The sequence below is a fragment of the Nocardia yunnanensis genome (assembly GCF_003626895.1).
Lineage (GTDB): Bacteria > Actinomycetota > Actinomycetes > Mycobacteriales > Mycobacteriaceae > Nocardia > Nocardia yunnanensis.
The window spans coordinates 1028882-1055795 of the sequence record NZ_CP032568.1 but is presented as its reverse complement, the minus strand read 5'-3'; the positions used below and the strand labels follow the sequence as shown (position 1 = coordinate 1055795).

General features: G+C 67.9%; 23 protein-coding genes. 7 read left to right on the top strand and 16 right to left on the bottom strand.

The genetic code is table 11. The features are described from left to right. Positions 1-30: 30 nt before the first annotated feature. Entirely contained in the window at positions 31-1596 is a 1566-nt protein-coding gene (gene purF, locus D7D52_RS04990) for an amidophosphoribosyltransferase (protein ID WP_120735260.1), read from the bottom strand. 113 nt (positions 1597-1709) lie between these two features. On the opposite strand from purF, the gene D7D52_RS04985 reads away from it, so the two are divergent. Continuing rightward, the gene (locus D7D52_RS04985) at positions 1710-3068 is read left to right on the top strand and encodes a YhgE/Pip domain-containing protein (RefSeq protein WP_246023642.1); all 1359 of its coding nucleotides are present in this window, start codon (positions 1710-1712) and stop codon (positions 3066-3068) included. A gap of 1 nt (position 3069) precedes the next feature. Here the strand turns inward: D7D52_RS04985 and D7D52_RS04980 are convergent, their stop codons facing one another. The 3 genes from D7D52_RS04980 to D7D52_RS04970 all read right to left on the bottom strand — a co-directional run bounded on the left by D7D52_RS04980 (position 3070) and on the right by D7D52_RS04970 (position 5893). Continuing rightward, positions 3070-3456 carry a sterol carrier family protein gene (locus D7D52_RS04980; protein WP_120735259.1) on the bottom strand — a complete coding sequence of 129 codons (387 nt, stop codon included), beginning with the start codon at positions 3454-3456 and terminating at the stop codon, positions 3070-3072. After that, positions 3408-4019 (bottom strand): CPBP family intramembrane glutamic endopeptidase, encoded by a 612-nt coding sequence (locus tag D7D52_RS04975; protein ID WP_246023641.1) that lies wholly within the window; start codon positions 4017-4019, stop codon positions 3408-3410. Before D7D52_RS04975 ends, D7D52_RS04980 begins: the two co-directional genes overlap by 49 nt. Before the next feature lie 71 nt (positions 4020-4090). Continuing rightward, positions 4091-5893: an alpha/beta hydrolase gene (locus tag D7D52_RS04970; RefSeq protein WP_342775241.1), complete on the bottom strand. Its 1803-nt coding sequence runs from the start codon at positions 5891-5893 to the stop codon at positions 4091-4093. A gap of 145 nt (positions 5894-6038) precedes the next feature. Here D7D52_RS04970 and D7D52_RS04965 point away from each other — a divergent pair, with 145 nt between their 5' ends. Next, positions 6039-6326: a YiaA/YiaB family inner membrane protein gene (locus D7D52_RS04965; protein ID WP_120735257.1), complete on the top strand. Its 288-nt coding sequence runs from the start codon at positions 6039-6041 to the stop codon at positions 6324-6326. A 50-nt stretch (positions 6327-6376) separates the two neighbouring features. On the opposite strand, the gene purL is transcribed toward D7D52_RS04965, so the two are convergent. Further along, a complete protein-coding gene (purL, locus tag D7D52_RS04960; RefSeq protein ID WP_120735256.1) occupies positions 6377-8671 on the bottom strand; it encodes a phosphoribosylformylglycinamidine synthase subunit PurL in 2295 nt (764 codons plus the stop codon). A gap of 206 nt (positions 8672-8877) precedes the next feature. On the opposite strand from purL, the gene D7D52_RS04955 reads away from it, so the two are divergent. After that, on the top strand, positions 8878-10131 hold the full coding sequence (locus D7D52_RS04955) for a glycosyltransferase 87 family protein (protein WP_246023640.1): 1254 nt from the start codon (positions 8878-8880) through the stop codon (positions 10129-10131). Here D7D52_RS04955 and D7D52_RS04950 read toward each other — a convergent pair. Together D7D52_RS04950 and D7D52_RS04945 are read right to left on the bottom strand one after the other, a co-directional pair. Beyond that, positions 10128-11447, bottom strand: a complete 1320-nt coding sequence (locus tag D7D52_RS04950) for a M18 family aminopeptidase (RefSeq protein WP_120735255.1) — start codon at positions 11445-11447, stop codon at positions 10128-10130. The genes D7D52_RS04955 and D7D52_RS04950 overlap by 4 nt on opposite strands. Before the next feature lie 49 nt (positions 11448-11496). After that, positions 11497-11859, bottom strand: coding sequence for a MarR family winged helix-turn-helix transcriptional regulator (locus D7D52_RS04945; RefSeq protein ID WP_246023639.1), 363 nt, complete (start codon positions 11857-11859; stop codon positions 11497-11499). A gap of 122 nt (positions 11860-11981) precedes the next feature. On the opposite strand from D7D52_RS04945, the gene D7D52_RS04940 reads away from it, so the two are divergent. Next, positions 11982-13049 carry a substrate-binding domain-containing protein gene (locus tag D7D52_RS04940; RefSeq protein ID WP_120735253.1) on the top strand — a complete coding sequence of 356 codons (1068 nt, stop codon included), beginning with the start codon at positions 11982-11984 and terminating at the stop codon, positions 13047-13049. On the opposite strand, the gene purQ is transcribed toward D7D52_RS04940, so the two are convergent. Beyond that, complete coding sequence (gene purQ, locus D7D52_RS04935; RefSeq protein WP_120735252.1) at positions 13046-13723, bottom strand: phosphoribosylformylglycinamidine synthase subunit PurQ; 678 nt, start codon at positions 13721-13723, stop codon at positions 13046-13048. The two genes, D7D52_RS04940 and purQ, sit on opposite strands and share 4 nt — an antisense overlap. After that, positions 13720-13953, bottom strand: a complete 234-nt coding sequence (purS, locus tag D7D52_RS04930; RefSeq protein WP_120735251.1) for a phosphoribosylformylglycinamidine synthase subunit PurS — start codon at positions 13951-13953, stop codon at positions 13720-13722. Before purS ends, purQ begins: the two co-directional genes overlap by 4 nt. A gap of 187 nt (positions 13954-14140) precedes the next feature. Between purS and D7D52_RS04925 the strand changes: the two genes are divergently transcribed. After that, entirely contained in the window at positions 14141-14785 is a 645-nt protein-coding gene (locus D7D52_RS04925; RefSeq protein ID WP_120735250.1) for an MBL fold metallo-hydrolase, read from the top strand. Positions 14786-14813: 28 nt separating this feature from the next. On the opposite strand, the gene D7D52_RS04920 is transcribed toward D7D52_RS04925, so the two are convergent. From D7D52_RS04920 to gadC, 4 genes are all read right to left on the bottom strand, one after another. Beyond that, positions 14814-17123, bottom strand: coding sequence for an MMPL family transporter (locus D7D52_RS04920; RefSeq protein ID WP_120735249.1), 2310 nt, complete (start codon positions 17121-17123; stop codon positions 14814-14816). 292 nt (positions 17124-17415) lie between these two features. Beyond that, positions 17416-18798, bottom strand: coding sequence for a dipeptidase (locus D7D52_RS04915; RefSeq protein WP_120735248.1), 1383 nt, complete (start codon positions 18796-18798; stop codon positions 17416-17418). A gap of 13 nt (positions 18799-18811) precedes the next feature. Next, positions 18812-19276: a hypothetical protein gene (locus D7D52_RS04910; protein ID WP_120735247.1), complete on the bottom strand. Its 465-nt coding sequence runs from the start codon at positions 19274-19276 to the stop codon at positions 18812-18814. Continuing rightward, entirely contained in the window at positions 19273-20697 is a 1425-nt protein-coding gene (gene gadC / locus D7D52_RS04905) for a glutamate/gamma-aminobutyrate antiporter GadC (RefSeq protein ID WP_120735246.1), read from the bottom strand. The genes D7D52_RS04910 and gadC overlap by 4 nt, the downstream gene beginning before the upstream one ends. Before the next feature lie 173 nt (positions 20698-20870). Here gadC and gad point away from each other — a divergent pair, with 173 nt between their 5' ends. Further along, positions 20871-22373 (top strand): glutamate decarboxylase, encoded by a 1503-nt coding sequence (gene gad, locus D7D52_RS04900; RefSeq protein ID WP_120735245.1) that lies wholly within the window; start codon positions 20871-20873, stop codon positions 22371-22373. Positions 22374-22440: 67 nt separating this feature from the next. On the opposite strand, the gene D7D52_RS04895 is transcribed toward gad, so the two are convergent. After that, complete coding sequence (locus D7D52_RS04895) at positions 22441-24612, bottom strand: S9 family peptidase (RefSeq protein ID WP_120743813.1); 2172 nt, start codon at positions 24610-24612, stop codon at positions 22441-22443. Between the two features lie 412 nt (positions 24613-25024). Between D7D52_RS04895 and D7D52_RS04890 the strand changes: the two genes are divergently transcribed. Beyond that, positions 25025-25240: a DUF397 domain-containing protein gene (locus D7D52_RS04890; protein ID WP_120735244.1), complete on the top strand. Its 216-nt coding sequence runs from the start codon at positions 25025-25027 to the stop codon at positions 25238-25240. 76 nt (positions 25241-25316) lie between these two features. Here the strand turns inward: D7D52_RS04890 and D7D52_RS04885 are convergent, their stop codons facing one another. Together D7D52_RS04885 and D7D52_RS04880 are read right to left on the bottom strand one after the other, a co-directional pair. Beyond that, entirely contained in the window at positions 25317-26276 is a 960-nt protein-coding gene (locus D7D52_RS04885) for an alpha/beta hydrolase (protein ID WP_120735243.1), read from the bottom strand. 132 nt (positions 26277-26408) lie between these two features. Next, the gene (locus D7D52_RS04880) at positions 26409-26843 is read right to left on the bottom strand and encodes an HIT family protein (protein ID WP_120735242.1); all 435 of its coding nucleotides are present in this window, start codon (positions 26841-26843) and stop codon (positions 26409-26411) included. Between the last annotated feature and the right edge of the window lie 71 nt (positions 26844-26914).

The following is a 26914-nucleotide window of genomic DNA, read 5'->3' as shown; positions in this document are numbered from 1 at the left end:
TGTTTCGGCTCTTACGGCCGACTCAGCTTCCTAAGGGCGACTCAGCGCCGAGGCGTTGGCGTTGTCGGCCAGCAGCTCCGACTCCGTCGCACCCGACAGCATTCCCTCGAGCACGTTCTTGCCGATGGCCGATTCGACCGGCAGCGGGATCGGATAGTCGCCGTCGAAGCAGGCCGCGCACAACCGCGAGCGCGGCTGCTCGGTGGCGGCGATCATCCCGTCGAGCGAGATGTAGCCGAGGCTGTCGGCGCCGATGGAGCGCCGCACGCCGTCCACCATGTCGTCGAGGCTCTCCCCCGCGATGCCGTCGGGGCCCGCGCCATTGGCGATCAGCTCCGCGCGCGAGGCGAAGTCGATGCCGTAGAAGCAGGGCCACTTGACCGGCGGCGAGGCGATCCGCACGTGGATCTCCAGCGCGCCCGCCTCCCGCAGCATGCGAATCAACGCGCGCTGGGTGTTGCCGCGCACGATGGAGTCGTCCACCACGATCAGCCGCTTGCCGCGGATCACCTCGCGAAGCGGGTTGAGCTTCAACCGGATTCCGAGCTGGCGAATGGTCTGGCTGGGCTGGATGAAGGTGCGGCCCACATAGGCGTTCTTCATCAGGCCCTGGCCGTAGGGCACGCCGGAACCCTGCGCGTAGCCGACCGCGGCCGGGGTGCCGGACTCCGGCACCGGGATGACCAGATCGGCGTCGATCGGATGCTCGGCGGCCAGGCGGCGGCCGATGTCCACGCGGGTGGCGTGCACCGAGCGGCCGGAGATGGTGGAGTCCGGGCGGGCCAGGTAGACGAACTCGAAGACGCAGCCCTTGGGCGTCGGGTTGGCGAAACGCAGTGAGCGCACCCCGTCGGCGTCGATGGCCAGCAGTTCGCCGGGCTCGATCTCACGCACGAAGGATGCGCCCACGATGTCGAGAGCGGCGGTTTCACTGGCAACCACCCAGCCGCGATCCAGTCTGCCCAGACATAGTGGGCGCACGCCGTGCGGATCCCGGGCGGCGTACAGGGTGTGCTCGTCCATGAAGGTCAGGCAGAAGGCGCCGCGCAGCGTCGGCAGCAGCTCCATGGCGGCCTGCTCGATGCTCTTGTCGGCGGCGGCGTGCGCCAGCAGCGCGGTGATCACGTCCGAATCGGAGGTGGCGGCCACGGCGCCCGCCAAGCGACCGGTGACCAGGCCGAGATCCCGTGCCCGCGTACTCAATTCGGCGGTATTGACGAGATTTCCGTTGTGGCCCAACGCCAGTCCGGTTCCGACCGCGGTGGTGCGGAAGATGGGCTGGGCGTTCTCCCAGGTGGTGGACCCGGTGGTGGAGTAGCGGCAGTGCCCGACGGCGACGTGGCCGGGCATGGCGGCGAGGGTCTGTTCGTCGAAGACCTGGCTCACCAGGCCCAGATCCTTGAAGACCAGCACCTGCGAGCCGTCGGCGACGGCGATGCCGGCCGCTTCCTGACCCCGGTGCTGCAGTGCGTAGAGTCCGTAGTACGTGAGCTTGGCCACATCCTCGCCCGGCGCCCAGACACCGAAAACACCGCACTCTTCGCGCGGTTCGTTCTCGTCCTGGTCGGGGGTGGTGGCAGCGATGGGGAGAGACACCGTTTGCTCCCTGTTCGGCGGGCGGGGGGCGTGAGCCATTCTACGGGTAACCGCAAGGCAACCCACCGTTGGGATAACCGGGATGGCAGGCGGTTTGCTGTTAGCGTTCGACCGTGACGAGCACCGACACCACCGGGAGCACGGAACCCGCGCCCCCACGCAAGCATTTGAACCCGATCAGGTGGGCTTTTCCCATCGTCGTCGTCACGCTGCTGGCCTCGCTGCTGGGCGTGATGTACCTGGATTACGTGGTCGATCCGGAGAAGAACCTGCACGATTTCCCGATCGCCCTGGTGAATCAGGATGTCGGCGACGATATCGGCGGCAAGCACGTCAACTTCGGCGATCAGGTGTCGGACGGGCTGCGCAAGGCGGTGCCCGCGGATCAGATCGATCTGCGCGTGCTCGGCATCAACGAGGCGCAGCTGCAGATGCAGTCGGCGCGGGTGTACGGCACCATCATCATTCCGTCCGATTTCTCCAAGCGGCTGGGCATTCTCGGCGTCGGCAGCGTGCTGCCCGGCGATATCAGCAAGCCGGTGCTGACGCTGCAGACCAATCCGCGCACGGGCGCGTTCGCGACCGCGGTGGTGCAGAAGTTCGGTGACCAAGCTCTCACCCAGGTCAATGCGCAAGTGGGACAGCAGCTCACCGATCAGGTGAAGGCGCAGCTGACGCCGCCGCCCGGCGCGCCCCCGACCGAGCTGACCGCGGCCACCCGGCTGGTGCTGGCGCAACCGCTGAATATCGTGATCGATCAATTCCGGCCGCTGCCGGGCGGTTCCGGCGAGGGCCTGACCGCGTTCTTCTACAGCCTGCTGCTCCTGCTGGTCGGCATGGTCGGCGCGATGATCATTCACCAGCTCATCGACTCCGCCCTCGGCTTCCTGCCCACCGAGTGGGGTCCGTGGTACGTGCACTACCCCCGCGCGCGGATCTCGCGGCTCGAGACGCTGCTGATCAAATGGTCGGCCGTGGCGGTGATGGCGCTGGCGGTCTCGGGTGCGCTGGAGGGGATCGGGGCGGCGCTGGGCATGCCGATCGACAAGCCGCTGCTGCTGTTCCTCTACGGCGTGCTGGTGATCGTGGCGGTCGGGTTCACCTGCACCTCGATGCTGGCGGCGGTCGGCACCTCCGGGCTGATCATCAACCTGATCATCTTCATCATCCTGGGCCTGCCGTCCTCGGGCGGCACCATTCCCATCGAGGCCACCCCCAAGTACTTCGGCTGGCTGGCCAAGTTCGAGCCCATGCACCAGGTGTTCCTGGGCACCCGCTCGATCCTCTACTTCTTCGGCGACGGCCAGGCGGGCCTGACCCGGGGCATCTGGATGTCGGTGCTGGGCTTGGCCATCGGCGTGGTCGGCGGCCTGGTCATCACCCGCTTCTACGACCGCAAGGGTTTGGAGCGCAAGCCCGCCGAATCGGATCCGGGCGGCAGCGGCAAGCACGCCAAGCCCGCCGAGGCGTAGCTCACAGCGGCACGACCGGCAGCCAGCGGGCCACCTCGCCCGCTCGGCTGCCGGAGGCCGTCAGCGCGCCGGAATCCCGGGCCGCCTCGAACTCCAGCAGTCCGGTGGCCAGCAGAAGCCAAGTGCGCGCATCGGTTTCGACCACGTTCGGCGGTGTTCCCCGGGTGTGCCGGGGGCCCTCGATGCACTGCACCGCCACGAACGGCGGCACCCGCACCTCCACCGAATGCCCCGGCGCGTCCGCCGCCAGCGCCCGCGCCGTCCCCCGCACCGCCGAGGCCAGTTCGGCGCGCGCCGGCGCCGCGGCGGTCTCGTCCCGCAGCCACGCCTGCACTCCGGTCACCGCCGCGCGCACCTGCGCGGGATCCACCGCTCCACGTCCTGCCATGTCGCGAGGCTACCGCTCCGGGCCAGGCGCGGGGCGAGCGCGCCGCCGGCGTTGAGGGCCAGGTGCAGCAGGGCCGGGGCGGTGGCGCTGCCGGTGTGCCGGCGCAGGCGGTCGAAGATCAGGCCCGCGACGGTGGTGAGAGCGACCGTCGCGGCGACGGGGTCGGCGGCGGCGCGCGCGGGATGGATGTGGGAGAGGCCGAAAACCAGTGCGCCGAGGCCGGTTCCGGCGGGCCCGGCGGTCCGCTCCAGCAGCGGGGTGAGGGTGGATCGGTAGACGAGTTCCTCGGTGAGCACGGTGCCGCCGGGAATGTGCAGGGCGGTCCATTCGACCGGGTGCACAGCCGGGCCGCGATCCTCGAGCAGCGCCAGGTGGCGGCGGGTGGCCGGAATGGCCAGGGCCGCAGCATATCCGGACAGGACCACTCCGGCGGCGATCGCGCCGGTGCGTAAACCTCGCGGAGACAACCAGTTCGGTGAGCCGCCGAACGCGAGGGTGTATGCCGTAGCGAAGGCGGCGTTGGCGGCGCTGCGCCCGCGGATCTCCAGCCCGAGAGCGGGCAAGACACGGTTGCTCCAAAACAGCGGAAGTGCCACGGCAGCTATGGATTTCGGGTGGAGAGTGGCGGCCATCGCTACTTGACCGCTCGCTCGTAGGCTTCCGCCAATTCGATCTGGGTGCGGATGCGTTCGCCGAGCTCCGGATTCCAGTCCGGCGGCGCGGCGACGGCGGCCCAGCCGTCGAGGACCAGCGAGCCGTAGTTGTGGCCGTGCCCGTCGCTGACGCCCTGCGCATTGGTGAGGTCGGCGACCACCTGCCAGAAGGTGACGAACGGCCACCAGCGCATCTGCGAGGAGACGTCCGCGCCGCGCGGCTCCGAGAGCCAATCCGGTTGGGAGAAAATGAGATCCGACGACCACCAGACGATCGGGTCGGAGGGGTGCTGCAGGTAGGCGATGCGGGGCTTGCGCCAGTCGGTGGCGGGCCGGTTCAAATCCGCTGCGGTGGCGGCGAATCGGACCACCAGCCCGTCGGCGTAGATGGGATCCACCTCGCGGGTCCCCGGATCGCGGCGTTGCACGAACTGCTGCCACAACCGATTCGAGTTGGGCGGTCCGACCCACAGCGCGCCGTCCACCTTGGAACGCAGATCGGCCAGCCCGTCGAAGGCGGATTCGGAGCCCTGCGAACCCAGGGATTCGCCGTACACCAGCAGTTTCGGCCGATGGTCGGGCGGGCGCTGCGACCACCGCCGGTACACCGCGTCGAACATCTTGCGGCCGTTGACCGCCACCTTCTGCCGGTCCGCCAGAAACGACAGCACACTGGGCAGATACGAGTACTGGGAGGCCACGATCGCGGTGTCGCCGCCCCAGAGGTATTCGATGGCGGAGGCGGCCTCCGAGTTCACCCACCCGGTGCCGGTGGTGGTGGCCAGCACCAGCACCTTCCGGTCGAAGGCGCCGGTGCGGTCGAGTTCGGCGACCGCCAGATCCTCCTCGGTGGTGTCCGCGCCCGCGGACTGCAGGCCCACGTACACCCGGATCGGTTCGCGCGCGGGCTTTCCCGTGACCGCGCCGATCAGCATCGGGTCGGGCCCGTGCGAGACGAACCAGCGGCCCTCCGAGCCGAGGGTGTCCCACTTGGCCAGCGAGTCCGGGCTGCCGGACCGCTCGGGCTTGGTCGGCTGCACGGCGTATTCGGTGGTCTTGTTGTTGCGCACGCTGAACGCCGAGTTGGCGACGGCGAAGAAGGCGCGGGTGGCGACGCCGTTGAACAGGGTCACGATCAGCACGGTCAGCAGCAGCGCGCCCGCCGCGGGCGCGAGCGCGGCCGGCACCCGGACCCAGCGGCTGAGCAGTCGCGCCAGCAATCGCACGGCTGCCCGCAAGGTCCGATACACCGAGACGACCAGCGCCCCGACCGCGAAACTCAGTCCGCCCGTGCGCAGATACGCGGCGCGACTGGTGCCCTCCATGCCCATGAGCGTGGTGATCTCGCGCTGCCAGTCGGCCGACAGCACCAGCATGTAGGCCGCGACCAGCACGCAGCCGACGACCACGACCACCTTGACCAGGTAGCGCGCCCACTCGGGCGGGGTGGCGATTGTGAGGCGCGGCCGAATCCACTTGCGGAACAACCATTGCAGCAGGCATCCGACGCCGTAACCGATGGCGGCGTTGATGCCGGAGATCAATCCCTGAAACAGCCAGTCGCGCGGCACCAGCGACGGTGTCACCGACCATGCGAAGAACAGGGTCGCCACCACCAACCCGGTGTGATTGAGGTCGACGACGTCCTCGACCCCGCGCGCGAACACCGCGACCTTGCGCCCCCACCCGCGCCGGAACAGCTTGCGGTAGTTCACCACGCCACGCGCGTAGAGCACGGTGCCGCGGCTGCGCAACCGTGTCAGGGTGTGGGCGGGTTCCAGCACCCGTCAAGTATGGGGGCAACCGGCTGGAAACCGGGGACGCCCGGATGTGAGAGCGGCCATCGTCCCGGCGTGTCGGTTCTACCCAGCCGGCTCGAGTAGTTGTACGCGGTCGAGACGACGTGGCCGCCGACCAGACTCGGTTCTCATGAGCACCCCGAGCGCACAGACCAAGAGCACCACCGCGTTTCTGGCGCAGGCCATGATCGCCTTCGGAATCAGCTTCGCCGCCTTGATCATCGGCATCGCCTACCTCCCCCTCGACATGTGGCAGCGCGGCTTCCTGCTGATGGCCACCCTGTTCCTGGTGAGCAGCTGCTTCACCCTCGCGAAAGTCATTCGCGACCAACACGAATCCTCGAAGGTGCATCACCGCATCGACGAGGCCCGCATGGAAAAGCTGATGGCCGAACACGATCCCTTCAAAGTCAACTGAAAATGCGCGAGCCCGCCGGATCGAGGGGAACCGGCGGGCTCGGCGTTATCTCAGTGTTCGAAGGCTCCGAACAGGGCGGGCAGCGTGCCCTCGTGGGCGGCGCGGAGTTCGTCGAGCGCGACGGTGAACTGGCCCTGGACCTCGACGGCGTCGGAGCCGTCGTCCACGACGCCGATGCGCACCCACGGCAGCCCGCGGGCGTCGCACATCTTGGTGAAGCGGGTTTCCTCCGAGCGCGGGACGGCGACCAGGACGCGGCCGGCGGATTCGGAGAAGAGGGTGACGAACGGGTCCGCGCCCTCGGGAAGGACGATCCGGCAGGCGGTTTCGCCGGCCAGCGCGGCCTCCACGACGGTCTGGATGAGGCCGCCCTCGGAAATGTCGTGGGCGGCGGAGATCATGCCGTCGCGGGAACCGGAGACCAGGATCTCCGACAGCAGCTGCTCGCGGGCCAGGTCGACCTTGGGCGGCAGGCCGCCGAGGTGGTCGTGTTCCACCTGCGCCCAGATGGAGCCGTCGAGCTCGTCGCGGGTCTCGCCGAGCAGGATCAACGTCTCGCCCGGTTCGGTGCCCAGCCCGGTCGGGATGCGGCGGTGCACATCGTCGATCACGCCCAGCACGCCGACCACCGGGGTGGGCAGGATGGCGGTCTGGCCGGTCTGGTTGTAGAAGGACACATTGCCGCCGGTGACCGGAATGCCCAGTGCCGCACAGCCATCCGCGAGACCGCGCACGGCCTGCTGGAACTGCCACATCACGCCCGGATCCTCCGGCGAACCGAAGTTGAGGCAGTTGGTGACGGCCTTCGGGGTGGCGCCGGTGACGGCGACATTGCGGAACGCCTCGGCCAGCGCCAGCTGCGCACCGGTGTAGGGATCCAGTTTGGTGTAGCGGCCCGACGCGTCGGTGGCCAGCGCGATGCCGCGGCCGGTCTCCTCGTCGATGCGGATGACACCGGCGTCGGCGTTCTCCGCGAGCACGGTATTGCCGCGCACGTAGCGGTCGTACTGCTCGGTAATCCACTTGCGGGAGCACAGCTGCGGGCTGGCCAGCATCTTCAGCAGGGTAGCGCGCAGTTCGTCACCGGTCTTGGGCCGGTTCAGCCGTGCGGCCGAATCCGCGTTCAGCGCATCCTGATCCGCCGGACGCTCCACCGGGCGCTCGTACACGGGACCCTGGTGGGCGACGGTGCGCGGCGGCACGTCCACCACGGTCTCGCCGTGCCAGGTGATGATGAGGCGCTCACCGTCGGTGACCTCGCCGATGACGGTGGCGGTGACGTCCCACTTCCGGCAGACGGCCATGAAGGCGTCCACATTGTCGGGGGTGACGACCGCGCACATGCGCTCCTGCGACTCGCTCGAAAGGATCTCGGCGGGAGTCATATTGGCGGCGCGCAGCGGCACCTGGTCCAGCTCGATGTGCATGCCGCCGTCACCCGCGGCCGCGAGTTCGGAAGTGGCGCAGGACAGTCCGGCGCCGCCGAGGTCCTGGATGCCCACCACCAGTCCGGCGTGGTACAGCTCGAGACAGCATTCGATGAGCACCTTCTCGGCGAACGGGTCGCCGACCTGGACGCTCGGGAGCTTCTTACGGCCGGAACCGGATTCGTCGCCGGAGAAGGTGTCCGAGGCCAGCACGGACACGCCGCCGATGCCGTCGAGCCCGGTGCGCGCACCGAAGAGAATGATCTTGTTGCCCTGCCCGGACGCGAACGCCAGGTGCAGATCCTCGACCCGCATGACACCCGCGCACAGCGCGTTCACCAGCGGATTGCCCTGGTAGGACGGGTCGAACACGGTCTCGCCGCCGACATTCGGCAGGCCCAGCGAATTGCCGTAGCCGCCGACGCCGCGCACCACGCCGTCCACCACGCGCCGGGTGTCCGGATGATCGGCCGCGCCGAAGCGCAGCTGATCCATGACCGCGATCGGGCGCGCGCCCATCGCCATGATGTCGCGCACGATGCCGCCGACGCCGGTGGCCGCGCCCTGATAGGGCTCCACGTACGAGGGGTGGTTGTGCGATTCGACCTTGAAGGTCACCGCCCAGCCGTCGCCGATGTCGACCACGCCCGCGTTCTCGCCGATGCCCGCGAGCATCGAGGCCTTCATCTCCTCGGTGGTGGTCTCACCGAAGTAGCGCAGGTGCACCTTCGAGGACTTGTAGGAGCAGTGCTCCGACCACATCACCGAGTACATGGCGAGTTCGGCGTCGGTGGGACGCCGGCCCAGAATCTCCTTGATCCGGGCGTACTCGTCGTCTTTGAGGCCGAGTTCCTTGTAGGGCTGCGGGTGGTCCGAGGTGGCCGCGGCGTTGCTGACCGTGTCGACGTGGCTGGTCACGGGAATACCAGAGTCCTTTCGGCCGGGCAGGTCGAGAGCGATTGCCGGCGTTGCTGGAAGTCGGCGAGATATACGAACCGAGTCTAATTGCCTGCGTTTTCGTGCTTTACCCCGGCTGGCGCTGTGTTCGAGACCACTTTCTTTGGAGGTTCACACACCCGCGCCCATCAAACCGACCGCGACGGGGCACCCGCTACTCTGAGCCGGTGAACGATCGATCCGGGGTCGCGGATCCGACCGATGAAGCCATGCCCACGCCTGGAAAGCTGACGGCACAGCAGCGGAAGCTGTTGGTGCTGGCGGTCGCTTTGTTCGCGGTGTCGGCGGTGATCAGCTATGTGACCAAGTGGCACGGGTACATCGATCTACAGGTGTACCGCAACGGCGCCCGGGCCTGGCTGGACGGCAAGGACCTCTACGGGCCGATGCCCGCGGTGTACGGGATCGGGCTGCCGTTCACCTATCCGCCGCTGGCCGCCCTGTTCTTCGCGCCGCTGGCGCTGATGCCGCTGGCCGTCGCCGAATGGGCGGTGCTGCTGGTGTCGCTGGCCTCGCTCGGGCTGACGCTGTGGCTGGTGCTGGATCGGTTGCGCCCCAGCCTGGCTCGGCCCACCCGGATCGCGCTGGTCCTCGGCGCGGTGGCGCTCACCCAGCTGCTGGAGCCGATCCGCGAGACCTACGGATTCGGGCAGATCAACCTGGTGCTGATGGCGGCGGTGGCGCTGGATTGCCTGGTGCGCAAGCCCTTCTGGCCGCGCGGCATGCTGATCGGCATCGCGGTGTCGGTGAAACTGACCCCCGGCGGCTATCTCCTCTACTTCCTGCTGCGCAAGGACTGGAAGGGCGCGGCCACCGTCGTCGCGGCCACGGTCGGCGCGGTCGCGGTGGGCTGGGCGCTGTTCCCGCACGATTCACCGCAGTACTGGTTCCACACGCTGGCCGACACCGGCCGCATCGGGCCGCCCTGGTACGCGGGCAACCAGTCCATCAAGGGGTTCGTGTTCCGGCTGGGCTACTCCACCTCGGTCGCCACGGTGCTGTGGCTGGTGTGCTCGGCGATCGCCGTGGCGCTGGCGGCGGTGTGGATGAAGCGCCTGCTCGACGCCGGCGCGACGGTCGCGGCGCTGATGGTGAATGCCGCTGCGGTGCTGCTGGTTTCGCCGGTGTCCTGGTCGCATCACTGGGTGTGGATCGCGCCCGCGCTGCTGGTGGCCGCCGACGCCGTCGCCCGCGGCCGCCGCGACCCGTGGTTCCTGGGCGCGACGGGGCTGGCCGTGATCATGTTCGCCATCGGCCCCATGTGGCTGCTGCCGCACAACGGCGACCGTGAACTCACCTGGAGCTGGTGGCAGCAGCTCCTCGGAAACAGCTACGTGCTGTTCACCTTCGCGGTGTTCGTGGTGGCCGTGCTGACCTACCGCCCCACCCGGGAGCCGGCCGCGGCCGTCGACGCGGCCTAACGCGTCGCCTCGGGCGTCAGGAACGCCGCCAGCGCCGCGGCGTAGGCGGGAACGTCCGCGGCGCCCATCATTTCGCGGGCCGAGTGCATGGCCAGCTGAGCCGCGCCCACATCCACGGTGGGCATGCCGGTATTGGCCGCGGTCATCGGCCCGATGGTCGAACCGCACGGCAGATCGGCGCGATGCACGTACCGCTGCAGCGGCACGTTCGCCTGCGCGCACGCCAGCGCGAACGCGCCCGCACCGGTGGCGTCGGTGGCGTAGCGCAGGTTCTGATTGACCTTGAGCACCGGCCCGCCGTTGACCTCGATGCGGTGCGCGGGCTCGTGCCGCTCCGGATAGTTCGGATGCGTCGCGTGCGCCATATCGCCGGAGGCGCACACCGAACCGGCCAGCGCCGCCAGGTATTCCGCGCGCCCGCCGCCGCGGGTCAGCACGATGCGCTCCAAAACCGCGGGCAGCAGCCCGGATTGGGCCCCGCGATCGGACTGGCTGCCGACCTCCTCGTGATCGAACATGGCCAGCACCGGCACCGCGGCGCCGGGTTCGGCGATGGCGGCCAGGAAGGCGCGCAACCCGGCATAGCAGGTGCCCTGATTGTCCAGTCGCGGCGCGCTGATCAGATCCAGATCGCGGCCGATCACCTTGGCCGGCACCAGATCATGGGTCATGAGCTCCCAGCCCAGAATGGCCTCGGTCTCTATCCCGCAGCGTTCGGCGATGAAGGCCAAAAACGAGCGCGGCTCCCCGCCGATCCCCCACACGGCGTTGACGTGCCGCTGCGGATCCAGCTGCACCCCGCGCCGATCCTCCGACAGGTGAATGGCCAGCTGCGGCACCCGCAGAATCGGCTCGTCGATGCGAATCAGCCGCTCCCGCACCACATTTCCGTCCCGCACCGACAACCGTCCGGAAACGCCGAGATCCCGGTCCAGCCACGAGTTCAGCCACGCCCCGCCGTAGGGCTCCAGCCCCACCAGCTGCCAGCCCGCCGACGCCAGATCCGGATGCTGCTTGACCCGCAGGTTCGGGCTGTCGGTGTGCGCGCCGACCACCCGGAACGGGCTGGCCTGCCCGATCCGGAAACCGGTGGGCGCCCCCGGGCCGCCGTCGGCCCACGCCACCAGGGAACCGCCGCGCACCACGTAGTAGCGGCCCGCGCTACTGGAGGGCCAGGGCGCCGCCTCGGACAGGCGGGTGAAGCCGTGATCGTCGAGTTCGGCTGCGACAGTGCGGCAGACGTGGAACGGGGAGGGCGACGAATCGATGAATTCGCACAGGCCGGCAGCGGTCGCGGTGGTCTCGGCAACGGGCATGCAAACGAGCTTATCCGGCCCCGCCGGGACTTCGGCCGACGGCCGAGAGCTACTTGGGAACCGGCGTTTCGGCGATCCGCCCGAGCAATCGCACCAGTTCCAGATAATCGTCGCTGCCGAGACTGCGGCGCATTTGCGCCTCGGCCCGCGCCTCTTCCGCGCGCACCTCGGCGACGAGTTCCTCACCGCGCCGGCTCAAGCCGATGAGAATGCGGCGGCGATCATCGGCGGCGGCCACCCGGAAAATGTAGCCGCGCTCGGCCAGATGGTCGGCGTGCCGGGTCGCCGAGGACGGCGGCAGCTGGGTGCGGGCGGCCAGCTCGCTCATGGTGATGCCGACGTCGCCGGACAGATTGGCGAGCATGCACCACTGATCGGCGGTCAGCCGCCTGGCGCACAGCGCGGCGTCCAAGTGACGAAGCCAACCCCGCTCGGCCGCCCGGAGGGCTCCATGCAGGGTGGAAAACCCACCTAGAATTGTCGCCATATTTCCTGCCCGTCAGAAAACCGCTTGAACGAGGGGAAGGGTAACCGATGTCCCCGTTCGACGGGAATCCCGAGAACACCATAGAGATCATCAACATAGTCCCGCAGCAAGGCCCCGGCGGTATCTTCGCGCCTTCCTGTGAGGCGGCCATTTCTCTGGCATTGGAAGAAATCAACTCCGGTTCCGGAATTCTGGGAAGGGAATTGCGCGTCACCCACATCGACGGCGGCCGCGAACCCGCGATGGTGGCCGGGGAGGTCGCGGCGCTGCTGGCGACGGGCATGGTGCACGCGGTGACCGGCTGGCACACCTCCGCGGTGCGGCGGGCGGTCGAGCGGGTGACGGCGGGCCGTGTGCCCTACCTGTTCGCCACCGATCACGAGGGTCTCGAGTCCGCTCCGGACGGGCTGTTCATGATCGGCGCGGACCCGGGACATCAGACGCTGCCCGCGCTGGACTGGCTGGGCCGCTCCTTCGAGGCGCGCCGCTGGGCCATCATCGGCAACGACTACGTGTGGCCGCGGCGCACCGCGCAGGCGGTCCGGGCGGCGCTGCTGGATCCGGAGCTGATTCCGCTGGAGATGTTCGTGCCCTTGGGAACCCGCGATTTCCGGCGGTTCCTCGGCGATCCGGCCCTGGATCGGGTCGACGGCGTCATCGTGCTGCTGGTCGGCGCGGATGTCGCGCGCTTCAACCTGCAGTTCTCCCGGACCGGGCGCTCCGATCAGCAGGTGCGGGTGAGCCCGGCGGTGGACGAGAACGTGCTGCTGGCCGCGGGCGGCGGCGCCAACCACAATCTGTTCGTTCCGTCCGGCTTCTTCGTCAACGGCCCCCACGATCGCGAGCGGCTGGACCGCTATCACAAGCTGCACGGCTGGTTCGCGCCCTCGCTCACCAACTTCAGCAACACCAGCTACGAGGCCATTCACACCCTGCGCGGCATGGCGGAGCTGGCCGGATCACTGGACGTGCGGCGCATTCAGCGGGCGGTCGCGGACCGGCCCGTCATCGAAACCCCCTGGGGCGAGGTCGGTTTCGAGGGCAATCAAGCGATCCGCCCGACCTGGCTGGCCAGGGCGGGCGGCGTCGACTTCGAAATACTGGACGGAATCTAGGCCGAGACGAGGCTGTCGAGCACCGAGAGGAACAGGCCCAGGCCGTCGTCGCTGGGGCCGGTGAGCGGTTCGGTGGCGTGCTCCGGGTGCGGCATCAGGCCGACCACGCGGCGGTTGGCGGAGGTGATGCCGGCGATCTCGCGCTGCGAGCCGTTGGGGTTGCCGCCGGCGTAGCGGAACACCACGCGGCCCTCGCCCTCGAGCTCGTCGAGCACCTCGGCGGTGGCCTGGTAGCGGCCCTCGGCGTTCTTGACCGGCACCAGGATCTGGGCGCCCGGCTCGTAGCGCGAGGTCCAGGCGGTATCGGTCTGCTCGACGGTCAGCCACTGATCGCGGCACACGAAGTGCAGGCCCTCGTTGCGGGTCAGCGCACCCGGCAGCAGGCCCGCCTCGCACAGGATCTGGAAACCGTTGCAAATACCCAGGATCGGCATGCCGCCCGCGGCCGCCTCGATCACCGAGCGCATCACCGGGGCCATGGACGCGATGGCGCCGGCCCGCAGGTAGTCGCCGTAGGAGAAGCCGCCGGGCACCACGACCGCGTCGACCCGCTTCAGGTCGGCGTCGGCGTGCCACAGCGAAACCGCTTCGGCCCCGGCCAGTTTCACCGCGCGGGCGGCGTCGACATCGTCGAGCGTGCCCGGGAAGGTGATGACACCGATGCGGGCGCTCACAGCCGGACGACCTTCCAGTCCTCGATCACGACATTGGCCAGCAGCGATTCGGCGATCCGCTCGAGTTCGGCGTCGCTGACGTCGTCGGCGACATCGAGCTCGAATCGCTTGCCCTGCCGCACATCCGAGATCCCCGGGTACCCCAGACGCCCCAGCGCGCCGACAATGGCTTGTCCCTGCGGATCCAGGATCTCGGCCTTCGGCATCACCTCGACCACGACACGTGCCACGCGTTGCTCCTCAGCTGGTGGGGCGGCGCCCGGTCGCTCACGCCCGGGCTGGTTCGCTGCTCAGACTAGTTGGCACGGCCCGGCCGGTCCCCTTCGGGGCAAGCCGGTTGTGGCGCCCGACACAGCGGAACCTCCAAGCTTGGCCGGAGTCCAGCCACGACGGGTTGGACAGAGCTACGGTTGCCCTATGCGCATAGCCCATTTCGGACATTCCTGCATTCTCGTGGAGATGAACGGCACCAGGGTTCTTTTCGATCCGGGCACCTTTTCGCACGGGTTCGAGGGCATCACCGGATTGGACGCCATTGCCGTCACCCATCAGCATCCCGACCACATCTGCCCCAATCGCATCCAGGCCCTGATCGAGGCGAATCCGCAGGCCAAGCTGCTGTCGGACCCGCAGACGGCCCTGCAGCGGGGTGAGCCCTGGGAGCCCGTCTACGCCGGAAATGTTCTTAAAGTCGGAAATGTCCAGATAACCGGCGGCGGGGGCCGGCACGCGGTCATCCACCCCGATATTCCGGTCATCGACAACACCGTTTTCCAACTCGGCACCCCCGACGAACCCGCACAACTCGTACACCCCGGCGATTCGCTGTGGGTACCGCCCACCCCGGTCGGCGTGCTCGCCATTCCGGCGGTCGCGCCGTGGATGCGGATCAGCGAAGCCGTGGATTACCTGCGCGCGGTGAATCCGCGAATCGCCTTCCCCATCCACTACGGCATCATCGCCCCCGAAGCACAGGGCATCTATTTCGGTCGGCTGAACGAAATGGGTCCGGCGAATACCGAATTCAAGGTCATCCAAGCCGAGGATCACGCCGAATTCTGACCCGGCCGGGTCGCGACTCGGGCGCGCGTCAGGACACCGCGCCCACCCGCTCCCGGCCGGCGGCCTCGCGCCGCTGCACCTCCCGCAGGCGCGCGCCCTCCACGTCGATATCGGGCACGATCCGGCTGAGCCAGGCCGGAATCCACCACGCCCACTTGCCCATCAGCACCAGCAGCGACGGAATCAGCACCATGCGGACCAGGAAGGCGTCGAAGAACACGCCCGCCGCGAGCGCGAAACCCATGGATTTGGCGCTGATGTCGGGCTCCATCATGAACGAGCCGAAGACGAAGATCATGATGGCCGCGGCCGAGGTGACCACGCGCGCGCCGTGGTGATAGCCCTTGATCATCGCTTCCTTGGGCGGTTCCCCGTGCACGTACTCCTCGCGCATGCGGGTCACCAGGAACACCTGGTAGTCCATGGCGAGGCCGAACACCAAGCCGATCAACATGATCGGCATGAAGCTGATGATCGGCCGCGGTTCGTCGACGATGCCGAACCGGCCGTCCTGGAAGATCGCCACCGTCGCGCCGAAGGTGGCGGCCATCGACAGCAGGAAGCCCAGCGCGGCCGTCAAAGGCACCAGGATGGAACGGAACACGGCGATCAGCAGCAGGAACGCGGCCCCGGCCACGATGGCCAGATAGGGCACGATCTTGCCCAGCAGCACATGGTCGATATCGGCGTAAATGGCTGTGGTGCCGGTGATTCCGTACTCCATGCCGTACTGGGATTGGAACTGCGACTCGGCGTCGCGCGCGGAGCGGACCAGATCCTTGGTGTCCTGATCGTTGGGTCCGGTCCGGGGGACGCCCTCGAACCGCGCCCCCGACCGGTCCGGGCTGAAGATCGGATCGGTCACGTAGTTCATGTCCGAGTAGCCCTTCAGCTTGTCGCGCAGCGCGCCGACGGCGGCCTCGCGCTGGTCGGGCGCGACCTTCGACAGGTCGACCGCGACCTGCAGCACGCCATTGCTGCCCGCCCCGAAACCGTCGGTGCGCAGGTCGTACGCCTTGCGCACGGTGGAGGTCTTGGGCAGGCTGTCCTCGCCGGGCAGGCCGAGCTGCAGATGCGCGGCGGGCGCGGCGATCAGGCCCAGCACCACGATGCTCAGGATCAGGGTGAGCACCGGCACCCGGCCGATCGCCCGGGCGGCCCGCATGCCATTGGTGACCTGGGTGTCGTCCTCGGGATCGCCCTGCGCGACCAGCGGCAGCTTCGGCTTGAAGATGAAGCGGCCGAACGCGCCCAGCAGCGCGGGCATGAGCGTCAGCGCGACCAGCACCGCGAACGCGGCCGCGACCGCGCCGCCCAGACCCATGAAGGTCAGGAACCGGACACCGACGATGCTCAGGCCGACCAGCGCGATGATCACCGTCAGACCGGCGAACACCACCGCCGATCCCGCCGTGCCCAATGCCACGCCGGCGGCTTCGGCGGGCGAATCCTGTACCGACAGTTCGTGTTTGTAGCGGGAGACGATGAACAGCGCGTAGTCGATGGACAGCGCGATGCCGATCATGGAGGCCAGGAAGGTGGTGAAGCTGGGGACCTCCATCACCGCGGTGCCGAGGAAGATCAGCGAGGTGGCCGCGCCGAGTCCGACGATGGCGGTGATGATCGGCACGAAGGCGGCCACGATCGCGCCGAAGCAGATGATCATGACGACGAACGCGAAGGCCATGCCGACCATCTCGGATTTGCCGCTCGGCTGCTGCTGTTCCATGGCGATGGTGCCGGAGAGTTCGACGGTGAGACCCGCATTGCGGGCGTCGTCGGCCACGTCGTGGGCGGCCTTGCGGTCGTCGGCGGTGATCGCGCCGAAGTCCTTGATGGCGAACGGGACGCTGAGCACCGCAACGGTGTCCGGCTTGTCCGGGTTGAGGACGTTCAGCGGCGCATTGCTGCAGCGGCTCACGAAGTCCTGAGCGACGCGGTCACCGGTGAGGCAGCCCATCTGCTCGGCGGCCGCGATCGGATCGACCAGGGGTTTGGCGTGGTCGACGATGCCCAGATCGTTCAGCTTGCGCACCAGCCCGTCGAGAGCCTGCCGGTTGGCGGCGTCGGTGAGCTTGGTGCCCGCCGGTGCGCCGATCACGTACACGCCGGTGACCGCATCGAACTTGAACGCCTGCGACATGCCCGGAAAGTGCTCGTCGAGAATGTGATTGGCCCGCTTCGACGGCAGGTTCGGGATGTCGAAGGAGTTGCTCATCGGCTTTTGCAGCGCGGCCCCGAGGCCGCCGAGCAGCAGGAACAGCACCACCCAGACGGGCAACACGATCCACTTGCGCCGGTACGCGAACCTTCCCCACCGATACAGATAGACGGACACGAGCGCTCTCCTCACCGGTCGCCGGATCGTGCGGTCATCCATTCGCCAGGTGCGAGTTTGCTATTCAATTGCTAACGAATCAAGCGTCCGGGACGGGAACTTCACCGAATTGACGCCGCACCGCCGGGCAGGACGTGGCACCGCCCGGCGGCGCGAACCGTACGAATCACCGCTGTGCCCTGATCCACCGCGGCGCCCTGATGTCACCGCGGTGCGGCAATCCGACCTTTCAATACTTCACTGTTTTCGGCACCGTGCTCACGAAATGCCGAAAAATGGTGCCTGACCTGCGTTAACTGTAAGACGCCAAAAACAGCGCCTCGGCGAGTGCCATGTTCTCGATCTCCGCCGGATCGACGCTCTCGTTGGGCGCGTGGATCAGGCACTTGGGTTCCTCGACGCCCAGCAGCATGATCTCCGCCTCCGGGTAGGTGGCGGCGAAGACATTGCACAGCGGGATCGAACCGCCCTGTCCCTGGGTGGTTGCCGCGCGGCCGTAGGCGGCCTGCATCGCCGACACCATGGCGGTGCGGGCCGGACCGTCGATGGAGCCGACGAACGGGGAGCCGGTGGCCTCGGTCTCGACGGTCACCTTCGCATGCCACGGGGCGTGCGATGTCAGGTGCGCGGTCAGGGCCTTCAGCGCGGCGTCCGGCGCGAGGCCTGGCGGAATCCGCAGGTTGAGCCGGGCGCGCGTCTTGGGCTGGATGGCCGCCGACGAGCCGACCACGGGCGGGACGTCCATGCCCAGCACGGTCAAAGCCGGTCGCGCCCAGAGCATATCGGCGGGCTTACCGCTGCCGAGCAGGTCGACACCGTCGAGAACGCCCGCGTCGGAACGGAATTGGTCGATCGGATACTCGTGGCCCGCCCACACCTGGTCATCGGTCAAGCCGTCGACCGTGGTGTTGCCGTCGGCGTCACGCAGGGTGCCCAGCAGGTGGATCATGGCGGCCAGCGCGTCGGGGGCGGGGCCGCCGAACATGCCGGAATGCAGTGGACCGGACAGGGTTTCGACGGTGACGACCACGTTCACATTGCCGCGCAGGGTCTGGGTGAGGGTGGGCACGCCGGCCGCGAAATTGCCGCAGTCGCCGATCAGCAGCGTATCGGCGCGCAGCAGTTCCACATTGCCGGGGACGAATTCCTCGAGCCCGCCGGTGCCCTGCTCCTCGGACCCCTCGGACACCAGCACCAGCCCGACCGGGAACTCGTCGCCGTAGACCTTGCGCAGCGCGCGCAGCGCGGTCAGGTGCATGACGATATTGCCCTTGCAGTCGGCCGCGCCGCGCCCGTACCAGCGACCGTCGCGCTCGGTGAGCTCCCAGACCGGGGTGTGCCAGGCGGCGTCGTCCAGCGGCGGCTGCACGTCGTAGTGGCAGTACAGCATGACGGTCGGCTTGCCGGGCGGGGTCGTGCCGCGCGCCACCACCGCATTGCTGCCGTCGGGTGTCCGGTGCAGGCCGACATCGGTCAGGCCCTCGGCCGCGAAGGCGTCGGCCACCCAGCGCGCGGCGCGCTCGCACTCCTCGGCCGGGAACTGCCGGGGGTCGTGGACGGATTTGAACGAAACCAGCTGTGCCAGATCGCTCTTGGCGCGCGGCATCAATTCCTTGACGGCGGCGCGCAGGGCGGCCACCTTCGAATCCTCCCGTGCCCCTGCGGTGGTGGTCATGGGCTCCTCCTGATCACTTGGCGGTATCGGGTTTCAGAGTGTCACCCTTCTCGAGGTGACCGGTGGTTTCCAAATAGGCCGCCAGCTTGTCGGGGCAATAGGTTTCGATGGCCAGCGAGGTGGCGGTGAAGACATCGGTGTCGGCGATGACGGGCCGGCTGCCCGGTCCGGCCGCGCCATTGCTGATCGAGGCCGCGTAGCGGGCCTTGATGAGCGGCGAGGACGGATCCGAGCACACCAGCCCGCCGTCCTCGCCCAGCGAATCGGCGATCACCTGCGGGTCCGGCGAATCGAAACCCGCTGCCAGCAACCGTGACTGCAGGACCTGCGCCTTGTGCAGCGCGTCGTCACTGGAGTGCTCACGCTTGAAGATGATGACCCCGGCGATCGCCAGCGCCACCAGCACCACCGCGACCGAGAGGTACACCAGCCGGCGCGCCCGCTCGGGCGCGCCCTCGAAATCCAGTCCGTCGGTCATGCCAGGGCCTCCTGCGGGACGTCGAACTTCCAGCCGGGCTTGCGGAAACGGAGGAACAGGTACGGGATGAGCAGCCCGACGATGCCCATGCCGGCCCCGATGAGCAGCACATAGCCGAACGCGTTGCCGCTGCCGTACTGCGAGGGCGGGACGAAGCCGATGAGGAAGGCCGCGATCGAGGCCGCGGTGCCCAGCCCGCACAGGGCGACCAGCGCCGGCGCCCGGTAGCCGCGCGGATGGTCGGGCTGGTTGCGGCGCAGGCGCATCGCGGCGACGAACATCAGCACGTACATGATCAGATACACCTGCGTGGTGATCACCGACAGGATCCAGTACGCGCTCGACACATCCGGGATGAACGCGTAGAGCAGCGCCAGCAGCGTGGTCACCAGCCCCTGCGCGACCAGCATGTTCTGTTGCACGCCATGCTTGTTCACCCGGGTCAGGATCGGCGGCAGATAGCCTTCCTTGCGCCCGATCAGCAGCAGTCCCTTGGACGGCCCGGCCAGCCAGGTGAGCATGCCGCCCAGCGCCGCGGCCACCAGCATGATGCCCAGCACCGGGGTCAGGAAACCGATGTGGAAATGGTTGAAGAACCCGTCGAACGCCTGCATGACACCGGCGGTGAGGCTGAGGTTCTTCGACGGCACCACCCAGCTGATCACCACCGCCGGAACGATGAAGATGGCCAGCACCAGCCCGACGGCCAGCGCCATCGCCTTCGGATACTCCTTGCCCGGATCCCGCAGCGCGGACACGTGCACCGCGTTCATCTCCATGCCCGCGTAGGACAGGAAGTTGTTGACGATCAGCACCAGGCTGGCCAGCCCGGTCCAGGCCGGGAACAGGTGGCCGGTGTCCATCGGCGCGGCCGACGCGTTGCCCTGGCCCAGGAACACGAACCCGAGGACCACCAGCAGCGCACCGGGAATCAGCGTGCCGATGATCAGGCCCATACTCGACAGTCCCGCAACGGTTTTGGTGCCCTGCGAGGACACGAACACCGCGACCCAGTAGATGGTGATGATGACGATCGCCACGTACAGCCCGTTGGCGGCCAGCGACGGATCGATGATGTAGGCGAAAGTGCTTGCCACATAGGCCAACAGACTCGGGTAGTAGAAGATCGTCATGGCGAACTGGCACCACACCGCCAGAAAACCCATCGGCTGCGACAGGCCCTCGCCCACCCACTTGTACACGCCGCCGGCCCACCCCGACGCCAGCTCCGCGGCCACGAACGCGGTCGGGAGCAAGAACAGCAGTGCGGGAAGCAGATAGAGAAACACGCAGGCCAACCCGTACACCGCCATCGTGGGCGCCGCTCGCAGGCTGGCCACCGAACTGGTCGTCATGAGCGCCAGCGTCACCCACGACATGTACTTGGTGGCCGTGGCCGCCTTGGTCACCGTCCCGGTCATCACCGATCCCTTCCCTTCAGCTCACCACCGCCGACAAGGCCGCGACATTGAATAGTAACCTTTCAGCAAACTTCTCTGGGTTACGAAACGGCAGCTTGCAGAACCGGTTTCGATCCGGCCCCGCTGGCTACCATCACCTCGGTAACCCCTGCTGAAAATCGATCGGAGACCGCATGACCGCCCTGGAACCCGATGACGTCTTCGCCATGCCCGGTATCAGGCGCGCCGCACCGCACCGTGGGTTCCCCGACCGCGAGGTCCTGCCCCAGGTCGCGTACCAGATCGTCCACGACGAGCTCATGCTCGACGGCGTCTCCCGCATGAACCTGGCGACCTTCTGCACCACCTGGGTCGACGACCAGGCGCGGCGGCTGATGAACGAATGCCTCGACAAGAACATCGTCGACAAGGACGAATACCCGCAGACCGCCGAGCTCGAGCACCGCTGTGTGCGCATGCTCGCCGACCTGTGGAACTCCCCCGAGCCGCTGCGCACCCTCGGCACCTCCACCACCGGCTCCAGCGAGGCCGCCATGCTCGGCGGGCTGGCCGCCAAGTTCCGCTGGCGCAAGCGCGGCGGCACCGGCGTGCCCAATTTCGTGTGCGGTCCGGTGCAGGTGTGCTGGGAGAAGTTCGCGCGCTACTTCGACGTGGAGATCCGGCAGATCCCGCTGCGCGGCGACCGCTACACCATGCACCCGGACGACGTCGCCGCCTACTGCGACGAGAACACCATCATGGTGGTGCCCACCTTCGGCCAGACCTTCACCGGACTGTTCGAGGACGTGGAGGCCATCAGCAAGGCGCTCGACGACCTCGAGGCCACGACCGGACTCGACATCCCGATCCACGTCGACGGGGCCAGCGGGGCATTCCTCGCGCCCTTCTGCGCACCGGACATCTGCTGGGACTTCCGGGTGCCGCGGGTGAAGTCGATCAACGCCTCCGGCCACAAGACCGGATTGGCGCCGCTGGGCGTCGGCTGGGCGATCTGGCGCACCGCGGAGGATCTGCCCGAGGAGCTCATCTTCGACGTCGACTACCTGGGCGGCGATATGCCCACCTTCAACCTGAACTTCTCCCGGCCCGGCGGGCAGGCCATCACCCAGTACTACGAATTCATCCGGCTCGGCCGCTCCGGCTATCGCCATGTGCAGTCCGCCATCTATCTCGCCGCCCAGCACCTGGCCAAGGGCCTGGCCGCGACCGGGCGCTTCGAGCTCATTCACGACGCCGATCCGAGCCGCGGCATCACCGCCGTCTCCTGGAAGCTGGCCGCGGGCGAGGACTTCAACCTCTACGACCTGTCCGACCGGCTGCGCACCCGGGGCTGGCTGATCGCCGCCTATCCGCTGCCGGCGGACCGCGGGGACGAGGTCATCATGCGCGCGGTGCTGCGGCACGGTTTCACCATCGACATGGCCGATCTGCTGCTCGCCGATCTGGACCGCAGCCTGCAGGTGCTCGGCAAGCATCCGATGCAGACGTCGTTGACGCGCGAGGAGGCGGGCGGCTTCCCCCACAATGCCCGCGCGGTGGTGCCCACGCCGAAGGCGAAACCGGTGCGCGGCAAGGGTTCCGGGGCAAAGGCTTCCGGGGCCAAGGCTTCCGGCACCAAGGCTGCCGGGGCCAAGAAGGCGAAGAGCCCGTCGAAGTCCAAGACCGCCAAGAAATAGCAGACCGCCGGACAGCGCGAAGCGGCGGTGGAAAACCCACCGCCGCTTCGCGTTTCGAGATCCGTGGTCAGTGGCTCGCGGGAACGACGTCCATCAGCCCGACCGTGTCGAGCACCCACGCGAATTCGAAGGCGACTTCCTTCCACTTCTCGTAGCGGCCGCTGACCCCGCCGTGGCCCGCGCTCATCTCGGTCTTGAGCAGCAGCTGCCGATCACCGGTCTTGGTGGCGCGCAGCTTGGCCACCCACTTGGCCGGTTCCACGTACAGCACGCGGGTGTCGTTGAGGCCGGTGATGGCCAGCATGGCCGGATAGTCCTGCGCCGTCACGTTCTCGTAGGGCGAGTAGGACTTCATGTACTCGTAGACTTCCTTGTCCGCCAACGGGTTACCCCACTCGTCCCATTCGGTGACGGTGAGCGGCAGCGACGGATCCAGGATGGAGGTCAGCGGATCCACGAACGGGACGTTGGACAGAATGCCCGCGAACAGGTCGGGCGCGATATTGGCCACCGCGCCCATGAGCAGGCCGCCCGCACTGCCGCCGTCGGCCACCATGCGGTCCGCCGCGGTGACGCCGGTGTCCACCAAATGCTGTGCGACGGAGACGAAGTCGGTGAAGGTGTTCTTCTTGGTGAGGGTCTTGCCGTGCTCGTACCACAGCCGGCCCATCTCCCCGCCGCCGCGCACGTGCGCCACCGCGAACACCATGCCGCGATCCAGCAGCGACAGCCGCGCCACCGAGAAGTACGGGTCGATGGCGGCCTCGTAGGAGCCGTACCCGTAGAGCAGCAACGGTTTCGGGCCCGCGACCGCATCCCGGCGCAGCACCAGCGAGATCGGCACCCGGGTGCCGTCCGCGGCCACCGCCCAATCCCGTTGCTGCACATAGTCCTCGGCGTTGTAGCCGCCGAGCACCACCTGCTCCTTGCGCAGCAGCATCTCACCGGTCTCCACCACGTAGTCGAAGACCTGGGTGGGGGTGATGAAGGAGGTGAGCCCGATGCGCAGCATGGGCTGCTCCCACTCCGGATTGGAGCCCAGCCCCGCCGAGAACAGCGCCAGATCGAAGTCGATGTCCTTCAGCTCGCCGTAACCGTCGGCGGTCAACGGCCACACCGCGACTCGCGGCAGCGCCTCACGGCGGTAGCTGAGCACCAGCTTGTCGGCGAAGGCGTCGATATCCTCGAGGCGCACGTCGTCGCGGTGCGGGATCAGAATCGTCATATCGGACGGATCCGACAGCGGGGCCTCGGCCAAGACGAAGTTGACCGCCTTCACCCCGTCCACCACATCGTTGTGCAGGATGAGCAGCTTGTCCTCGCCGCCGATGACGGCGTGCTCGGCGGAGTACTCCACGCCCTCGCGGCGCGGCATGAGCACCCGGAACTCACCCTCGGGGTTGTCGGCCTCCAGGATCCAGTTCTCGCTGGTGATCTTGGAACCGGTCATGATGACCAGGAACTTCTCCGAACGGGTCGCGCCGATGCCGACCCAGAAGCTCTCGTCCGGCTCGTGGAAGACCCGCACATCCGCCGACTTCTCGGTGCCCAGGCGGTGCCGCCACACGCTGTCGGGCCGCCAGGACTCGTCGAGGGTCTGATAGAAGACGTGGGTGCCGTCCAGCGACCAGGTCGCGCCCGGGGCGATGTTCGGGATCTCGTCGGCCAGCAGCTCACCGGTGCGCAGATCCTTGAACTTCAGCGTGTAGCGCTCGTTGCCGAGGGTGTCGACCGAGTAGGCCAGCAGATCGCCGGCGTGGCTGAGCGAGTACGCGCCGAGGGCGAAGAATTCGTGCCCGGCCGCCAGCTCGTTGGAGTCCAGCACGATCTCCTCGCCCGGGATCTCGACGTCGGCCTCCAGCTTGGGCGGGGTCCAGTCGTCGGGATCGGCGATCGGGCAGCGGCAGTGCACGCCGTGCTGCTTGCCCTCGAAGGTGCGCGAGTAGTACCAGTAGTCGCCCATCCGGGTGGGCAGCGACAGATCGGTCTCCTGGGTGCGGCCCTTGATCTCCTCGAAGATCTTCTCCCGCAGCGGGGCCAGCTTCGCGGTCTGCGCGTCGGTATAGGCGTTCTCCGCCTCGAGATACGCGATGACCTCGGGATTCTCCTTGTCCCGCAGCCATTCGTACTCGTCGACGAAGACGTCCCCGTGGTGCACCCGCTCCTGCGGCACCCGCTTGGCGATCGGCGCTGCCACCGCGCCACTGACCGATGTCGTGCTCCCACTGTCCAAAGCCATGCGCATTACGTTAGTGGCGACCGCTGGCCGCCGACCCCCGACCCGGCGAGTGCGCGCCGGCCTCGCTTTCAGCCCAACCGCCGCTGCCGCGGCGCACTCGCGTGTTTGTGGTGCTCGTACAGGTAGAAGACGGCGGCCTTGCGCCGGGCACACTGATCGGTCGGACAGCTTCGGTGAATCCGCAGAATGCTATGAGCCAGTTCCGCTGTGAACCGCTCGGGCTCGGGAACCACCTCACAACTATCGGAGATGGGAGCCGCCCGCTGTGGGGACCATGGCGTGCGCACCACATACCTCCTTCCGCTGACAGAAGATGGAATATCCGATCCGCAGGCTTCGCAAACACTGGCATGATGAGTGCGATCTACATCACCGACCAGTACCGCCTGGTGCCGCACAGGGGAGGCCCGAAATGGAATCGAAGAATCGCACGATCGATGCGGACGCGGTGTGGCGACGCGGCGACGACGATGCCGACGGTGTCGAGATCGCCTTTCTCACCAGCGGAAACGTCGGATTGCGGGACTCGCGCAACCCCGACGGTCCGGTGCTGATCTTCACGCCGGGTGAGTGGGAGGCGTTCGTCGCCGGGGCCAAGGACGGCGAATTCAACCGGCCCGGAGTCTGATTCGCACCGTTCGCCCGAAAAACGGGAGCCCGGCTCGATCTCGAGCCGGGCTCCGGGTTTTCGTTCAGCGGGCTTGTCACACTCCCAGCGCGCCACCGATCGTCGGCCAGGATTCGTGCAGCGTGTCCTGCCAGTACGACCAGGAATGCGTGCCGACCGGCGAATGCTCCACCCGCGCCGGAATATTCAACGACCGCAGCCGCTGTTCGAACGCGGTGACGCAGGAGTCCACCCCGAATTCGATGGGACCGCCGAAGAAGATGTTCTCCGGCAGCTGCGGTTTGATCTCCAGCTCGTGCGGGCCGGGAAGGCCGGTGCCCGTGGACAGGAAGATGGTCTTGCCGCGCAGCGCCTCGGTCAGCACCGCCGGATTGTGGTCGGTCCAGGCCGGCGCGCCCGGCGCACCCCACATGTTCAGCGGATTGCCGCCGCGATTGGCGACCGAGAACATCATGGCGCCCTGCGCGATGGTGGTGTCCGGACACGCGCTGTAGCCCGCGACCGCGCGATACATCTCCGGATGCCGCACCGCGAGCACGAACGCCGCGATGCCGCCCATGGACAGGCCGCCGATGGCGTTCACCCCGTTACCGTCGAAGTAGTCGTCGACGATGGGCGGAAGTTCTTGCGTCAGAAAGGTTTCCCATTGGTAGCGGCCGAAGCGCGGATCGTCGGCCACCCAGTCGGTGTAATAGCTGGCCTGACCGCCCAGGGGCAGCACCACGTTCACGTTCTTGCCCTGGAAGAAGGGTTCCGCGTCGGTGGCGTTGGTCCAGGTGCTCTGGGTCGCGCCCGGGTCCAGGCCGTCGAGCAGATAGTAGGTCGGGCGCGCACCGCCGCCGGCGGGGTGCAGCACCTGAACCTGAATGGTGCGGCCCATGGCCGCGGAGTCGATGAACAGTGCCGAGCGAGTGGCGCTCAGCTGATCGACGCGGACCACCTGGGCCGCGTGCACGGTCGCCGGCGGCGCGGCCACCGGGTACAGCAAACCTGCAGCGATTGCCAAAACTGCTGCGGCAACGAGTCTTCTACGCACGTTCCCACCTCCATCAGCCCACCACAACCGCTCTCAAACGTAACTCGAGTGGCTGCTGTGACGTTGGGGAATGCCGTTTTGGTGTGTCCTTGGCAAACCAATCGGTTCGCACATGGTAATGCCGCATCGCTATTACCGTTCGGCTATTCGCGACAACGCGCCCCGGATCGATCCGGCCAGGTAATCCAGGTCCGCGCGCGGCGGCGTGGTCGGGCGCGCCCGCAACCCGAACCCATCCCCCGGTGTGCGCGGAATCACGTGCAAATGCACATGAAACACCTCCTGCCCCGCCGTCACCCCGTCGGCCAGGAAGAAATTCACCCCGTCACACCCGACCTCGGATTCCCGCAGCCCCGCCGCGATCCGCTGCCCCACCTGAAACAGCTTGCCGCCCATGACCGGATCCAGCTCCGCCAGACTCCGCGCCGGCGCCTTCGGAATCACCAGCACATGCCCCGGCGTCACCGGCCGAATGTCCATGAACGCCAACACATCCTCGTCCTCGTACACCTTGGACGACGGCGCCTGCCCGGCAATGATCTCGGAGAAGATCGTGTACGGATTCATCCCCGCAGCCTAGAGACCGGCCGAGAACACTCCGCAGGCAGCGCGTCGCCCCGGCTTCGTTCCGGAACCTG

Coding starts and splice junctions, on each gene's coding strand:
- D7D52_RS04980 (WP_120735259.1), bottom strand. CDS start 3,456: ATGGCAGGACGTGGAGCGGTGGATCCCGCGCAGGTGCGCGCGGCGGTG.
- D7D52_RS04965 (WP_120735257.1), top strand. CDS start 6,039: ATGAGCACCCCGAGCGCACAGACCAAGAGCACCACCGCGTTTCTGGCG.
- D7D52_RS04950 (WP_120735255.1), bottom strand. CDS start 11,447: ATGCCCGTTGCCGAGACCACCGCGACCGCTGCCGGCCTGTGCGAATTC.
- D7D52_RS04940 (WP_120735253.1), top strand. CDS start 11,982: ATGTCCCCGTTCGACGGGAATCCCGAGAACACCATAGAGATCATCAAC.
- D7D52_RS04925 (WP_120735250.1), top strand. CDS start 14,141: ATGCGCATAGCCCATTTCGGACATTCCTGCATTCTCGTGGAGATGAAC.
- D7D52_RS04915 (WP_120735248.1), bottom strand. CDS start 18,798: ATGACCACCACCGCAGGGGCACGGGAGGATTCGAAGGTGGCCGCCCTG.
- D7D52_RS04910 (WP_120735247.1), bottom strand. CDS start 19,276: ATGACCGACGGACTGGATTTCGAGGGCGCGCCCGAGCGGGCGCGCCGG.
- gadC (WP_120735246.1), bottom strand. CDS start 20,697: ATGACCGGGACGGTGACCAAGGCGGCCACGGCCACCAAGTACATGTCG.
- gad (WP_120735245.1), top strand. CDS start 20,871: ATGACCGCCCTGGAACCCGATGACGTCTTCGCCATGCCCGGTATCAGG.
- D7D52_RS04895 (WP_120743813.1), bottom strand. CDS start 24,612: ATGGCTTTGGACAGTGGGAGCACGACATCGGTCAGTGGCGCGGTGGCA.
- D7D52_RS04890 (WP_120735244.1), top strand. CDS start 25,025: ATGGAATCGAAGAATCGCACGATCGATGCGGACGCGGTGTGGCGACGC.
- D7D52_RS04880 (WP_120735242.1), bottom strand. CDS start 26,843: ATGAATCCGTACACGATCTTCTCCGAGATCATTGCCGGGCAGGCGCCG.